The organism is Niveispirillum sp. (assembly GCF_017996735.1).
Classification (GTDB): domain Bacteria; phylum Pseudomonadota; class Alphaproteobacteria; order Azospirillales; family Azospirillaceae; genus Niveispirillum.
This window is the reverse complement of record NZ_JAGOGJ010000006.1, coordinates 86,104-99,758: the sequence shown is the minus strand read 5'-3', so window position 1 is coordinate 99,758 and position 13,655 is coordinate 86,104. Positions and strand designations below refer to the sequence as shown.

At 67.3% G+C, this 13,655-nt stretch carries 17 protein-coding genes; 8 read left to right on the top strand and 9 right to left on the bottom strand.

All coding sequences use genetic code 11. The annotated features are described in order from the left end of the window. Position 1 precedes the first annotated feature (1 nt). Positions 2-763 carry a CDP-alcohol phosphatidyltransferase family protein gene (locus tag KBA48_RS04225; RefSeq protein ID WP_292903746.1) on the bottom strand — a complete coding sequence of 254 codons (762 nt, stop codon included), beginning with the start codon at positions 761-763 and terminating at the stop codon, positions 2-4. Positions 764-890: 127 nt separating this feature from the next. Between KBA48_RS04225 and upp the strand changes: the two genes are divergently transcribed. Next, positions 891-1,535: a uracil phosphoribosyltransferase gene (upp, locus tag KBA48_RS04220; protein WP_292903745.1), complete on the top strand. Its 645-nt coding sequence runs from the start codon at positions 891-893 to the stop codon at positions 1,533-1,535. Here the strand turns inward: upp and KBA48_RS04215 are convergent, their stop codons facing one another. Next, complete coding sequence (locus KBA48_RS04215) at positions 1,536-2,438, bottom strand: LysR family transcriptional regulator (RefSeq protein WP_292903744.1); 903 nt, start codon at positions 2,436-2,438, stop codon at positions 1,536-1,538. A gap of 93 nt (positions 2,439-2,531) precedes the next feature. Between KBA48_RS04215 and KBA48_RS04210 the strand changes: the two genes are divergently transcribed. Then, the gene (locus KBA48_RS04210; protein ID WP_292903743.1) at positions 2,532-3,551 is read left to right on the top strand and encodes an NAD(P)H-binding protein; all 1,020 of its coding nucleotides are present in this window, start codon (positions 2,532-2,534) and stop codon (positions 3,549-3,551) included. Here KBA48_RS04210 and KBA48_RS04205 read toward each other — a convergent pair. After that, positions 3,491-3,997, bottom strand: coding sequence for an FxsA family protein (locus tag KBA48_RS04205; protein ID WP_292903742.1), 507 nt, complete (start codon positions 3,995-3,997; stop codon positions 3,491-3,493). The two genes, KBA48_RS04210 and KBA48_RS04205, sit on opposite strands and share 61 nt — an antisense overlap. 136 nt (positions 3,998-4,133) lie before the next feature. Here KBA48_RS04205 and KBA48_RS04200 point away from each other — a divergent pair, with 136 nt between their 5' ends. Both KBA48_RS04200 and KBA48_RS04195 read left to right on the top strand, forming a co-directional pair. Further along, on the top strand, positions 4,134-4,841 hold the full coding sequence (locus KBA48_RS04200) for a Tim44/TimA family putative adaptor protein (RefSeq protein WP_292903741.1): 708 nt from the start codon (positions 4,134-4,136) through the stop codon (positions 4,839-4,841). Between the two features lie 75 nt (positions 4,842-4,916). Next, positions 4,917-6,128, top strand: a complete 1,212-nt coding sequence (locus tag KBA48_RS04195; protein ID WP_292903740.1) for an MltA domain-containing protein — start codon at positions 4,917-4,919, stop codon at positions 6,126-6,128. Between the two features lie 5 nt (positions 6,129-6,133). On the opposite strand, the gene KBA48_RS04190 is transcribed toward KBA48_RS04195, so the two are convergent. Genes KBA48_RS04190 through KBA48_RS04165 form a run of 6 tightly spaced genes read right to left on the bottom strand, consistent with a single transcriptional unit; the run spans position 6,134 to position 10,957 of the window. After that, on the bottom strand, positions 6,134-6,943 hold the full coding sequence (locus KBA48_RS04190; protein ID WP_292903739.1) for a hypothetical protein: 810 nt from the start codon (positions 6,941-6,943) through the stop codon (positions 6,134-6,136). A gap of 31 nt (positions 6,944-6,974) precedes the next feature. Then, complete coding sequence (gene ptsP / locus KBA48_RS04185; RefSeq protein ID WP_292903738.1) at positions 6,975-8,774, bottom strand: phosphoenolpyruvate--protein phosphotransferase; 1,800 nt, start codon at positions 8,772-8,774, stop codon at positions 6,975-6,977. A gap of 24 nt (positions 8,775-8,798) precedes the next feature. After that, positions 8,799-9,092: an HPr family phosphocarrier protein gene (locus KBA48_RS04180; protein WP_292903737.1), complete on the bottom strand. Its 294-nt coding sequence runs from the start codon at positions 9,090-9,092 to the stop codon at positions 8,799-8,801. 37 nt (positions 9,093-9,129) lie between these two features. Next, a complete protein-coding gene (locus tag KBA48_RS04175) occupies positions 9,130-9,534 on the bottom strand; it encodes a PTS sugar transporter subunit IIA (protein ID WP_292903736.1) in 405 nt (134 codons plus the stop codon). Continuing rightward, positions 9,531-10,478, bottom strand: coding sequence for an RNase adapter RapZ (gene rapZ, locus KBA48_RS04170; protein WP_292903735.1), 948 nt, complete (start codon positions 10,476-10,478; stop codon positions 9,531-9,533). Before rapZ ends, KBA48_RS04175 begins: the two co-directional genes overlap by 4 nt. Then, entirely contained in the window at positions 10,475-10,957 is a 483-nt protein-coding gene (locus tag KBA48_RS04165; RefSeq protein ID WP_292903734.1) for an aldolase, read from the bottom strand. Before KBA48_RS04165 ends, rapZ begins: the two co-directional genes overlap by 4 nt. Positions 10,958-11,102: 145 nt before the next feature. On the opposite strand from KBA48_RS04165, the gene KBA48_RS33000 reads away from it, so the two are divergent. From KBA48_RS33000 to KBA48_RS04150, 4 genes are all read left to right on the top strand, one after another. Continuing rightward, entirely contained in the window at positions 11,103-11,222 is a 120-nt protein-coding gene (locus KBA48_RS33000) for a type II toxin-antitoxin system RelE/ParE family toxin (RefSeq protein WP_367273806.1), read from the top strand. A gap of 292 nt (positions 11,223-11,514) precedes the next feature. After that, positions 11,515-12,333, top strand: coding sequence for a TSUP family transporter (locus KBA48_RS04160; protein WP_292903733.1), 819 nt, complete (start codon positions 11,515-11,517; stop codon positions 12,331-12,333). A 79-nt stretch (positions 12,334-12,412) separates the two neighbouring features. Next, positions 12,413-13,210 carry a molybdopterin-synthase adenylyltransferase MoeB gene (locus KBA48_RS04155; protein ID WP_292903732.1) on the top strand — a complete coding sequence of 266 codons (798 nt, stop codon included), beginning with the start codon at positions 12,413-12,415 and terminating at the stop codon, positions 13,208-13,210. Positions 13,211-13,228: 18 nt separating this feature from the next. Continuing rightward, complete coding sequence (locus KBA48_RS04150; RefSeq protein ID WP_292903731.1) at positions 13,229-13,651, top strand: DsrE family protein; 423 nt, start codon at positions 13,229-13,231, stop codon at positions 13,649-13,651. Positions 13,652-13,655 lie beyond the last annotated feature (4 nt).

Below are 13,655 nucleotides of genomic sequence, written 5' to 3'. Positions count from 1 at the left end.
GCTATCCATTTTTTGTTCCACCGGCGTCGCTGCGGTGGCTGATCAGCCAAACCGTATCGGCGCTGAAAGAGAAAAGCAAAAGCGCAAGGGCTGCGCCCACCGCAAACCCGGTCAGCGGCGGCCCCAGGATGGGCGTGACGGCACAGGCCAACACCCCCACCTGAACCATGCAGACGGCCCGCCGACGCCTGCTATAGGGCAGGGGCCGGTTCAACCAGGGCCGCAGCATGCCCCCCGCCACGAATAGCGGCCGCAGCAGGGCCGACAGCAGCACCCACATCCCGACCTCCCCCGACAACCACAGCAGCAGGCAGAGGTAAAGGATGGAGAGCGTGTCCATCTCCATGTCGAAGCGGGCGCCGTAGGGGCTGGACAATCCCTGACGCCGCGCCAGCCAACCATCGGCGCCGTCCAGCGCCAGCGCCGTGATGGCGATCACCGCCACGGTCCAGGTCTGGTTTGTGTCCAACACATGGGCGAAGGGAAGGGTTCCCCCCACCAGGGCCAAAAGACCGGAGCGCAGCAGGGTGACACGGTTGGCATCCCCCCAGCCCGGCCCGTTATGGGCACCCAGCCGGGTCAGCGCGAACCAGAGAACGGGCAGGAAGGCCGCCAGAACGGACAAGGGATAGGTCGCGGGAAGATCCAGCCCCCGGCCCAGCATCCACCCCGCCGCGACCAGCAGCGGCAGGGCCGCCGCCAGATGGGCGACGACCGATCGGCGCAGGGCCGTGGCCGGAAAGGATGAGGGCTGGGTGACCATGAGATAAAAGTTGGCCTGATCGGGTGGAAGGCAAGGGGGTGAAAACTGCCAGGATCGGCGGGACTGGCCTGGACGGGCCCGATGCCGCTATGGTGGCGTCCATATCCTATCCTGCCGGAACCGGGTCATGACCAGCGACTTTCCCAATCTTTTCGTCCTCGACCATCCCCTGATCCAGCACAAGCTGTCCTGCATGCGCGACAAGAACCGGTCGACCATGGGGTTCCGGCAGCTTCTGCGGGAGATCGCGCTGCTGATGGGGTATGAACTGACCCGCGATCTGCCATTGACCGTGGAACGGATCGAAACCCCGCTCTGCCCCATGGATGCCCCGGTGATCGAGGGCAAGAAGCTGGCCGTGGTGCCCATCCTGCGTGCCGGGCTGGTGATGGCGGAAGGGCTGCTGGAACTGGTGCCCGCCGCGCGCGAGGGGCATATCGGCCTTTACCGCGATCATGACACCAAGCGGCCGGTGGAATATCTGGTGAAGCTGCCGGACGCGGCGGGCCGCGTCTTCATCCTGGTCGACCCGATGCTGGCCACGGGCCATTCCGCGATCCATGCGGTCGATGTGCTGAACCGCCATGGCGTGGATGACAGCCAGATCCGTTTCATGGCCCTGGTTTCGGCACCGGAAGGGGTGCGCACCTTCCACGCCGCCCATCCCGATGTGCCGGTCTATACGGCCGCACTGGACAGCCACCTGAATGAAAACGCCTATATCGTGCCGGGCCTGGGCGATGCGGGCGACCGGCTGTTCGGGACCAAGTGATCAGCAGGTCCTGATATAGTCCGCCAGCCCCGATGCCAGCAGGTCGAAGGCCGCGCGGCAGCGGGGTGTGGCCTTCAGATCCTCATGCATCACGACGAAGACCGGCAGGGGCAGCGGGTCCAGCACGCCGGGCAGGACCGGTATCAGGTCCGGATCGCGGGCCGCGATGCCGGTCTGACAGATGCCGATGCCATAGCCCGCGCGGATCGCGGCCAGGGCCGCCAGATCGCTGTCGGTCTTCAAGGTGAAGCGAAGCTCCGTCAGGAAGGGCAGCGCCTGTTTCACCACCCGCACGAAGGGCGCTTCCTGGTCAGGACCGATCAAAGCATGACCGTGAAGCGCTGCCACATCCGCCGGGATGCCGCAACGGTTGGTATAGCGGCGATGGGCGAACAGGCCCAGGCGGATGAAGCCCAGCCGGCGGACCAGCAGACTGTCCTGCCCCGGTTCCACCATGCGCACCGCGATATCGGCGTCGCGGCGCAACAGGTCCTGCACCCGGTTGGACAATTGCAGCTCCACCACCAGATCGGGGTGCCGCTGTCGCAGGTCGGCCAGGATGGGCGGCAGCACCTCCGCCCCCACCGCCTCGCTGGCGGTTACGCGCACCGTGCCGCGCACGGCCCCGCCCTGTCCGCCGGCGGCCCGGCGCAATGCCGCCACCGTCGCCGCGATATGATCGGCATAGGGTGCCAGTTCCAGCGCCGCCGACGTGGGCAGCAACCCGCGCTGCGACCGGGTGAACAGGGTCAGGCCCAGGCCCCGTTCCAGCGCGTCGATATGGCGGGTCAGGGTGGGCTGCGTCAGGCCCAGTGCCCGCGCCGCCGCCGACAGCGACCCTTCGCGCAGCACGGACGCAAAACTGCGATACAGGTCCCATTCGGGATCGGGTCCGGTATTCATCTATTTCCGTATGCCATCACGACTTATTTGTCGAATTCCGTTTAGCATGGCGGCAGCCCTACTGTCCCGTCCATCAAGAGGATGGAGGCGGTGATGAGCGGTAGTGCAACGGCCCTGGTTCTGGGGGCCACGGGCGGCATCGGCGGGGAGGCGGCGCGGCTGATGCTGGCGCGCGGCTGGCGGGTGCGGGCGCTGCACCGCCATCCGGAAAAGGTGGCGTCCACCCTGCAGGGCCTGGACTGGCGCCGGGGCGACGCCCTGGATGCCGGCAGCGTGCTGTCCGCTGCGGACGGGGTGGATGTCATTCTGCATGGGGTGAACCCGCCCGGTTACCGGCGCTGGGCCGAACTGGTGCTGCCGATGATCGACGCGTCGGTTGCGGCGGCACGGGCGACGGGCGCGCGGCTGGTACTGCCCGGCACCATCTATAATTTCGGGCCGGATGCCGGCACGATGCTGATGGAGGAGGCGCCACAGAACCCGGTGACGGAGAAGGGGCGCATCCGCGTGGCGCTGGAGGACCGTATCCGGCTTCTGGCCGATGGGGGCGGCCGGGCACTGATCCTGCGCGCCGGTGATTTTTTCGGGCCGCGCGCCGGCAATAGCTGGTTCGCGCAAGGCATGGTCCAGGCGGAATGGCCGATCCGTGCCATCACCCTGCCGGGCCGTCCCGGCATCGGCCATCAATGGGCCTATCTGCCCGATCTGGCCGAAACCATGATGGCCCTGCTGGACCGTGAAGCCGACCTTCCTTCCTTCGCCCGGTTCCATTTCGCCGGCCATTGGGATGCGGATGGCATGGGCATGGCCGAGGCCATCCGCCGCGTGACGGGGCGGCCCGACCTGCCGGTGAAGCGGTTGAACTGGCCGCTGGTCCGGCTGGCCGGGCTGGTTATGCCGATGATGCGGGAAATCGCCGGCATGCGGTATCTGTGGCAACAGCCGCTGCGCATGCCGGGGGAGAGGCTGTCCGCCTTTCTGGGGGATGTCCCGCATACCGACCTGGACCGGGCTGTGGCCGAGACGCTGGCCGGTCTCGGCTGTCTACCCGGTCAGGAATTGTCGGCGGGCGGGCGCCATTTGCTGTCGGGCGGGGGCAGGTCGCCGGCCTGATCGCCGCTGCCGGGGCGGGACACGTCCTGATATTCCACATCGATCACCGGCGGGCGGCCCGTGGGGCCGGGCCGGGACCGCACGGTCTGGCCGTTCACCTGCATGAAGATGGTCATGCGGGACAGCAGGGCCGCGCGCACCGGCGGCAGAAACAGGATCAGGGCCAGGATATCGGTGATAAAGCCCGGTATCAGGAACAGGATGGCCGAAAAGGCGGTACACAGCCCGTTGAACATCTGCCGCATGGGCTCCGTCTCGCCCGTGCGCAGGCCCACCTGCGCGCGACGCACGCTTTCCAGGCCGGTGCGCTGCAACAACAGCACGCCCACGACGCCCGACAGCAGCACCAGCAGCACGGTGTTCAGCGCCCCGATCTGCGATCCAACCCAGGCGAATCCGGCGATCTCCAAAAGGGGCAGAAGCAGCAACGGAAGAAGGAAACGCATGGCTGTCCTTGCTCTTTACGTATCGAGGGCCTATCTAACGAATAGGCTTTCATAAATTAACGCCCCGGCGGGCGGATGGCGAGGATGGCCATTCGCATCAGATGGTGTCTATACACGGCCGGGTGCAAGGGCAGAAATGGGTGATGCGATGGGCGGCGGCTCCGTCTGGCTGGAAATCCTGATTTTCGCGATGGTGGCGGCGTTCTTCATCTACCGCCTGCGCAACGTCCTCGGCCGCAAGCACGGGGAGGAACGGGAGCGTCCGAACCCCTTCGCCCCGCGTGACAATGCCGGTGCCACCGGACCCACGGTCGATAGCGACAATGTCATCCAGCTTCCGCCGCGCGGCCCCGCCGGTGAGTTGCCGGACCTGCCCGATCCGTCCGGCCCCGTCTCCCTGGAAGACGGCCTGCGCCTGATCCGCGCCGCCGACCCCAATTTCAACGAGCGTACCTTCCTGCAGGGCGCCAAGGCCGCGTTCGAGATGATCGTGAAGGCCTTTGCCGAGGGCGACACCCCGACCCTGCGCCCGCTGCTGGCCGATGACGTCTATGACCGTTTCGCCGCCGCCATCCGGGAACGTCAGGCGGCGGGAGAGACGCTGGAAAGCCGTATCCACGCTTTCGAAGGGGTCGATCTGACGGCTGCCCGTCTGGATGGGCGCACCGCGCATTGCACCATCACCTTCACGACGCGTCAGACCCATGTCACCCGTGATGCCCAGGGCAATATCCTGGACGGGGATGAGGGACGGCCGGAGGAAGTGGTCGATATCTGGACCTTCAGCCGCAATACCCGCGCCAGCGATCCCAACTGGCACCTGTCCGAAACGCGCAGCGGCTGATGCCGCCCTGCCGCCCATGCTTACGGGGCGCCCCTTGCCGGGCGCCCTTTCCATGTCTGCTCCATGGATCATCCGATGCGCATTAGCCCCCTTGCCGCCCTGTTCGCCCTTGGCCTGCTGGCCGGCTGTGCCCAGCAGCCCGCGAAGCCGCCGGTCCCGTCAGTGCCCCCCGTGGAGGCGGAAAAACCCGCGGCCCGCCTGACCCTTCGCCCCGTCCGCTTCGCCGACCTGCCGGGCTGGTCGGTGGATCGCACGGCCGACGCGCTGCCGGCGCTGCTGAAAAGCTGTGACCGGCTGGTGAAGCAACCGGCCGACCGGGCGCTGGGCCCCAACGGTACGATGGGGCGCATCGGCGACTGGACCGGCCCCTGTGCCGTCATCGCCAAGCTGCCCGCTGGTGACCATGTCGCCCTGCGCCGCGCGGTGGAGGAACTGTTCCAGCCCTGGGCCGCCGGCGACAATGGCAATGAGGAAGGGCTGTTCACCGGCTATTACGAAAGCGCCTTGCGCGGGTCGCCGAAGCGCCAGGGCAAGTACCAGACCCCGCTCTATAAGCGCCCGTCCGATCTGGTGATGGTCGATCTGGGGGAGTTCCGCCCCAACCTGAAGGGCGAGCGCATTGCCGGCCGGGTGGTGGACGGGCAGTTGAAACCCTATGCCGACCGCCGCTCCATCGAAGCCGGCGCGCTTAACGGCAAGGGCCTGGAACTGCTCTATGTCGACGATCCGGTCGATGCCTTCTTCCTGCAGATACAGGGATCGGGTCGCGTCACCCTGCCCGATGGCAGCCAGATCCGCGTCGGCTATGACGGGCAGAATGGCCAGCCCTATTTCGCCATCGGGCGGGAACTGGTGGCGCGCGGGGCGCTGGCCAAGGAAGACGTGTCGATGCAGTCGATCCGCGCCTGGCTGGAAGCCAACCCGTCCAAGGCGACCGACGTGATGAACACCAACCCGTCCTTCGTGTTCTTCCGCCGGCTGGAGGGGGAGGGGCCGCTGGGCGCGCAGGGGGTGGCCCTGACGCCGGGCCGGTCGCTGGCCGTGGACCGCACCTTCATCGCCTATGGCGTGCCCGTCTGGCTGGATGCCGAGGACCCGGTGCAGGCCAAGACCCGCGTCCGCCGCCTGCTGGTGGCGCAGGACACGGGCGGCGCCATCCGGGGGCCCGTGCGCGGCGATGTGTTCTGGGGCCATGGGGCGGAGGCGGAGCAGCGCGCCGGTCTGATGAAAAGCAGCGGGCGTTACTGGCTGCTGCTGCCCAAGGGTGTGACGCCGCCCGTGTCCTGACCGGTTTACCAGTCGGTTTCGTCGATCACCGGCCCGTTGGGGCAGGCGCTTTCGCGCAGCCTGACGCTGATCCGGCCGGCATCGGCCGACAGCAGATAGTCCGACTTCGTTTCCGCCCCATGGTCGCCGCAGATCCAGTGCGACACGATGGCCGTTCCCGTCTGGTCACGCAGGGCGGCCCAGGCGCGGGAGGTTAGGACCAGGGCCTGATCGGGACGCCCGGTGGACCGGAGAAAATCCAGCTTCTCCCGCCCCGCCGGCAGGCCGATGGCGGCGTAAAGCGGCTTGCCGCCGGGTTCGACATCGGTCTGCAGCAGGAATTCGCTGCCGCGCCCGTCGCGGTCATAATCGGCAAAGCGCATCACGGTGATGGTGGGGCGCTGCTCCACGGCCTGCAGGAACCTGCCCTCATCCTCCAGCCAGCGGCCATAATCATCATCCTGCATGGCGTGGCGGGGCAGCACGGACCAGCCGGCCTCCCGCCCGGGCAGCAGTTCCGACGCGTCGGCAAAGGCGGTGCCGGGGTCGAACCGGTCGACCACCTGTCCGTCGCGCAGCCGGCGCAGCGACAGCCGCCCGGTCTGCCCATAGGCGAAGCCGGCGCAGGGGGCGGTGATGGCCACTTCCGGGCTCACCGCCTCGCAATAATCGCGGACGGGACCGACCCAGACCAGTTGCCATACCTCTTCCCGCCCATTCACGGTCAGGCGCTGTTCCTCGCGCAGGCTTTCCGGCTCCGGCGGTGACAGGGCGGATGCCACGGGTGCCGCCAGCAACAGGGCGGACAGGGCAAAAAGGGTGCGATGCCAACTCATCGGGGCCTCCTGCGGATGGCGCATGACGAGATTACCCCAACGCTTCGTTGAAATCATCCAGCAGCGCGGCGATGCGCCCGCCATCGGTCTGACCCATGATCATGCCGGCGCGGCGGGTGGCTTCCCGCAGATCCATGCCGCGCACCCGGCGCTTCACCAGCGGCAGGTTGGCCGGCGCCATGGACAGTTCGCGCACGCCCATGCCCAGCAGCAGCGCGGCATAGCGCGGATCGCCCGCCATTTCACCGCAGATGGACACGGGAATGCGGGCCCGGGCCGCCGCCTCCACGGTGAACTGCACCAGCCGCAGCACGGCGGGGTGCAGCGGATCGTAGAGATAGGCCACCTGTTCGTCGCCACGATCGATGGCCAGCGTGTACTGGATCAGGTCGTTGGTGCCGATGGCGAAGAAATCGGAAACGGATGACAGGCTGTCGGCGGCCAGGGCGGCGCCCGGTATCTCGATCATGGCGCCCAGGGGGGGCAGCGGATCGGCGATGGCATGGCCCCGGCGCAGCAGGCGGCGGGCCACGGCGCGCATCAGTTCCCGCACCTTGCGCATTTCCGACGGGTTGCTGATCATCGGGACCAGGATGCGGATCGGCCCGTGCGCACCGGCGCGCAGCATGGCGGCAAGCTGCGTTTCCAGCAGCTTCGGCTCCTTCAGGCCCAGGCGGATGGCGCGCAGGCCCAGGGCGGGATTGGCCGGCGTGGCGAATCGGTCGGCCAGCGCGCCGGCCAGCTTTTCACCCCCGACATCCAGGGTGCGGGCCGTGACCGGCTTTCCGTCCATGGCGACAACCAGATCGCGCAGGACCTGATACTGCTCCTCCTCCCCCGGAAGGTCGTCACGGTTCATATACATGAATTCCGTGCGCAGCAGGCCGACGCCGGCCGCGCCGCCATCGCGCGCCCCGTCCAGTTCGCGCGGCAGTTCCAGGTTGGCATTCAAGGTGACGTCGGTGCCGTCGCGGGTGATGGCGGGCAGGCCGGCCAGGGCCTTCAACTGCTCCCGTTCCGCCCGCCACAGGGTCTGGCGCTGGCGGTAATCGGCCAGCACATCCTCGGACGGGTTGATCAGGACGCGGCCCGCGCGCCCGTCCACGACCACAAGGTCGCCCGTCTCCACCCCCTGCAACAGGCCGGCGGCACCCAGAACGGCGGGCAGACCCAGCGACCGGGCCATGATGGCCGTGTGCCCCTCCGCCCCGCCCAGCACGGTGGCAAAACCGCCGATGCGGCGGGGGTCCAGCAGGGCGGTGTCGGCGGGGGACAGTTCCTCGGCCAGGATGATGGCGCCGTCGGGCAGGCGGGAGAAGGCCTGATAGGGCGTTTCCATCAGGTTGCGGACCAGCCGGCGCCCGACCTCGCGCACATCGGCCACGCGGGCGGCCAGATAGGCATCGTCCATGGCGGCAAAACTCTGCGCCAGGACTGTGATTTCCTGCTGCACCGCCGATTCGGCATTCAGGAATTCACTGCGGATGCGCTTTTCCACGCCGCGGATCAGGCGCGATCCCGACAGCATGGCCTGATGCGCCTCCAGCAGGGTGGCGACGTCGGCGGCGGCATCGGCGGGCAGGGTGCCGGCCTTGGATTTCAGCTTGCCAAGCTGGCGCCGTGCCTTTTCCACGGCCCCATGGAAGCGCGCCACCTCCTCATCCACGGCATTTTCGGCCACGCAATATTCGGGCACCTGGATGGCGCCGGCTTCCATCACATGGGCGGGGCCGATGGCGATGCCCGGCGACACGCCCAGGCCGCGCAACAGGCGTTCAGCCGTGGCGGCGTCTCCCGCGCCGTGGCGGGGCGGGTGCTGTCGCGTGGTCATGGGCGGGCACTCCCGGAACTGTTCTTAGTCTTCGCCGAACTTCTCGTCGACCAGCCTGGTCAGGGCGTCCAGCGCCTCGCGGGCCTGGGGGCCGGCCGCCCTGATGTCGATTGTCGTATCGATGCTGGCGGCCAGCATCATCAATCCCATGATCGATACGCCCGACACGATATTGTCGGCGCGTTCCACCTCCACCTGTGCGTCGTAGTCGCCGGCCAGCTTCACGAACTTCGCCGCCGCGCGGGCATGCAGGCCGCGCCGGTTGCGGATGGTGACCGTGCGCGACAGGGCGCCGGGGGGCAGGATGCTTTCGCTCATTCAAGGGACCGCAAACAGGGGGTGGAAAGAGGGGGGATCAGCCGTCCGACAGCAGGGCGGAGGCGACATTGATATATTTGCGGCCCGCCTCCTGGGCGGCGGCCACGGCGGCCTTCAGGTCGGCCCCCGTCTTGCGCACGGACGCCAGCTTGATCAGCATGGGCAGGTTCATGCCGGCGATCACCTCCACCTTGGCGCGGTCCATGATCGAAATGGCCAGGTTGGACGGGGTGCCGCCGAACATGTCGGTCAGGACCACGACGCCATCGCCGGTATCGCACTTGGCGACGTCGGCCAGGATGTCGTTGCGGCGCTGCTCCATATCGTCCTCGGGTCCGATACAGACCGCGCAGACCTGTTTCTGCGGGCCCACCACATGCTCCATGGCGGCGATGAACTCCACGGCAAGATTGCCGTGGGTGACCAGGACCAAGCCAATCATGCGCTTTCCCTCAGGTTCGTGCCGGCCGCCGCCCGGTCTTCGGGAACGGGTGGCGGCGCCTGCTCCTTGCGGTCGAGGTCGCGGTGCGCCTCGCCCACCTTGTATCCCCGCTCCGCCAGCCACCGGGCCAGGTTGCGGGTGATGAACACCGACCGGTGCCGGCCGCCCGTGCAGCCGACCGCGATGGTCAGGTAATGCTTGCCCTCCCGCACATAGCGGGGCAGCAAGGGTTCCAGCAGCCGCGTCAGGTTGCCGAAAAATTCGGCATAGTCCGGGTCGCGGGTGATGTAATCGGCCACGGGCTGGTCCAGCCCCGTCAGGGGGCGCAGGGCCTTGTCCCAGTGCGGATTGTCCAGGAAGCGCACATCGAAGACCAGATCGGCCTCCCGCGGGACGCCATGGCGATAGGCGAAGCTGGTCACGAAGATCGACAGGACCGGCCCGCCATCCAACCGGAACAGCCCCGTCAGGTGCCGTCGCGTGTCATGGACGGAGAAGTTGGTGGTATCCACCACCTCGTCCGCCGCGTCGCGCAAAGGCTGCATCAACACCCGTTCGGTGGCGATCCCGTCCAGCACGGGGCGGTCGGCAGCCAGCGGGTGGGGGCGCCGGGTTTCGGTATAGCGACGCTGCAACGCGTCGGCATGGGCATCCATGAACAGCAGCCGCACGCGCAGGTCGGGCCGGTCGCGCAGCAGGGAGATCTGGGCCAGCAGGGTCTGGGTGTTGAAATCGCGGGTCCGGCTGTCGATGCCGATGACCAGCGGCCGGTCATGCGGCTGGCTGACCAGGGGCTGCAGCAGCGACAGGCGCAGATTGTCCACCGCCTCGTATCCCAGATCCTCCAGGCATTTCATGGCGGTCGACAGGCCGCTGCCGGACATGCCGGTGGCGACGACGACGGGCAGGCGGCCATCGGGGCCCAGGCCGGCGGACCCGCTCATGCCTGCCCCCCGGCGGCGATGGCGACCATCCGGCGCCACGCGCCTTCCCCCGGAACCAGCGGCCAGCCGCGCGACAGGGCCGCCATGGCCAGCCGCAGCTTGGCCGGCGTGCTGGCATGGAACGGGTTCACGCGGATGCGAGGCAGGGCGACACCGGCCAGCATCTCCAGCCCCGGTTGCGGCAATCTTTCGTCGTCGGTTTCCAGATCGACGATCAGGGCAACGGGGGCGGTGTCGACCGACGGGACGGGCAGCACGCCCAGGCCCCGCACCTCCATCAATCCGGATATCGCCTGCGGACAGCGGGCCATCAGGCCGCCCTGTCCGTCGGAAAGCAGATCGACACGATCATCGGCCACCAGACGCGCCCCTTCATCGACAAGGCGCAGTGCCAGATCGGATTTGCCCGCCCCCGATGGTCCCCGCAGCAGCAGGGCCAGACCATCAACCGCGACACAGCTTGCATGTATCTGGGCCATGATCACCAACAACGGGGATCAGTAACCAGGACGGGCAACGCCCCGCCGCCCGTCCGCACCATGTTCCGGCATTCCGGCCATCCCACCCGAGTTCGACTGGAACAACCTTCTTAGCAAACGCGGGAGCGGGGAGCGAGGGTAATCGGTGGGTGGATGTGGTGAGCATGGGTTGCATTGTTTCGAGAAGAAGAGCCAGAAGACGGCGCAGGCGGATATCGACATCGCCACCCGCCGCTTTCGCGCACTGACCAGGGGGGCGTCATGACCGACAGGGTATTTGCCAGCGTCTGGGACGCGATTGAGGATGATCCTGCGATGCGGGCCGGCCTCAAACTGAGCGCCTGGGTATCAGCCCGGATCGGTGGAGCGCGTTCCAACGCGGACAGATCGATGGTTTCAGTTTTAAGGATTTGCTGACCATGGCCACCGCCATTGGCCTTGATATCCATGTCCAGGCGGGGGCTGCTGCCTGAGGTCCCGTTTCCCCTTCGCCCTTCCCCCCGGCCGTTCAACCCCTTATCAGTATCGGCGCGTCCCCACACCGCCGCAGGCCGATCTTGACCGAACTCCTGTCCACCGACCTTCTGGTCTTCCTGGCCATTGCCGCCTTGCTGGCCGGCTTCATTGATGCCATCGCAGGCGGGGGCGGGCTGATCACCATTCCGGCCCTGTTGTCCACGGGCATCCCGCCGGCGGCGGCGCTGGCCACCAACAAGTTGCAGGGCAGTTTCGGCACCGCCATGGCCACCTTCACCTTCTGGCGGGCAGGACAGATCGAACTGCGCGCCATGGCCTTCACGGTGGCCTGCGTCTTTGCCGGGTCGGCCGCGGGCACCATGGCGGTGCGCATGACGGGCACCGGCTTCATGATGGCGGTGATCCCCGTGCTGCTGGTCGCCATCGCCGTCTATTTCCTGCTCAGCCCGCGTGTGGGCGATGTGGAGGCGAAGGCGCGCATGACGCTGCCGGCCTTCAGCCTGACAGTGGGGTTCGCCGTCGGTTTCTATGACGGATTCTTCGGGCCGGGCACGGGCAGTTTCTTCGCGCTGGGCTGCGTGGCGCTGCTGGGCATGAACATGCGGCGTGCCACGGCCAATACCAAGCTGCTGAACTTCACCAGCAATGTCGTCAGCCTGGGCGTGTTCGCTCTGGGCGGACAGATCGTGTGGAAGGCGGGCCTGATCATGGCGGTGGCGCAGGTGATCGGTGCCTGGGTCGGCAGTCATGCCGCCCTGCGGTTCGGGGCGAAACTGGTACGGCCGCTGCTGGTGATCGTCTGTCTGGGTATGACTATCCGACTGGTGGCGCAGCCTGACCACCCCCTATATCTTCTGCTCCGCGACCTGTTCGCCGCCGCGCCCCAGATGGCGCCGTGAGCCAGACCGCCGGATGGCGGCGCCGGCGCGAGAAGTCCAGTGACCGTCAAGATCACTGGAAATTGTATGAGGACCCCTGATGCTCGACCTCACCGACAGCCAGATCGACCGTTACGCCCGCCATATCATGCTGCGCGAGGTGGGGGGGGAGGGACAGTCGAAGCTGCTCTCCTCCTCCGCGCTGATCGTGGGGGCCGGTGGGCTGGGGGCACCGATGTTGCTGTATCTCGCGGCCGCCGGGGTGGGGCGCATTGGCATTGTCGATGATGATGTCGTCGATCTGTCGAACCTGCAGCGGCAGGTGATCCATGATACGGCCGGCATTGGTGTGCCGAAGGTGGACAGTGCCGCGGCCCGAATCGCCGCCATCAATCCCGACGTGAAGGTGGAGGTTCACAAGACCCGCCTGAACCGGTCCAACGTGCTGGACATCATCGGCAATTATGACGTGGTGGCCGACGGGACGGACAATTTCGCGACCCGGTTCCTGCTGAACGATGCCTGTTATCTGTCGGCCAAGACGCTGGTCAGTGCTGCCATGCTGCGCTTTGACGGACAGCTTTCCACCTTCAAGGCGCATCTGGGCGACCCGCACCCCTGTTACCGCTGTATTTTCCGGGAACCGCCGCCGCCCGGCATGATCCCGTCCTGTTCGGAAGGCGGGGTTCTGGGGGCGCTGGCGGGCAGCATGGGGAGCCTTCAGGCCGTTGAAGTGTTGAAGGAACTGTTGGGGATCGGCGACAGCCTGTCGGGCCGGCTGCTGATGTATTCGGCGCTGGAGACGGGCTTCCGGACGGTGAAAATCCGCCGCGATCCGGAATGCCCCGTCTGCGGCCCCCATCCGACCTATGTGGATTTGTCCCACCACCCGTTTTAACGACGCTTGGAGCATACAATGTCCGACGGTAAATGGGGGCTGGTGCTGGTGGTGCAGTCCGGCGGTTATGACCGGGTGCATTACGCCCTGGTCACGGCCGCCGCGGCCGTGGCCACGGGCCGGCCTGTGACCCTGTTCTTCACGGGCCGGGCCTTGCCCGCCCTGTTGAGCGGGGAAGGCTGGAAACGTCTGGATTTCTCCGACGATGGCACCAGCCCGGAAGCGCGCGACGCCACCCTGGCCCTGCGCGGCGTGGGCAGGTTCGATGAGCTGCTGACGGCTTGTGCCGAATTGGATGTGACCTTCCTGGCCTGCGAAATGGGCTGGCGCGCGCTGGGCATCCGTGAACCGGCGCTGCGTCCCGACCTGAAGGTGGAGACGACGGGCATGGTCACCCTGCTGGGCCAGGTGCGGCCCGGCGATCAGATGCTGTTTGTGTGAGAAA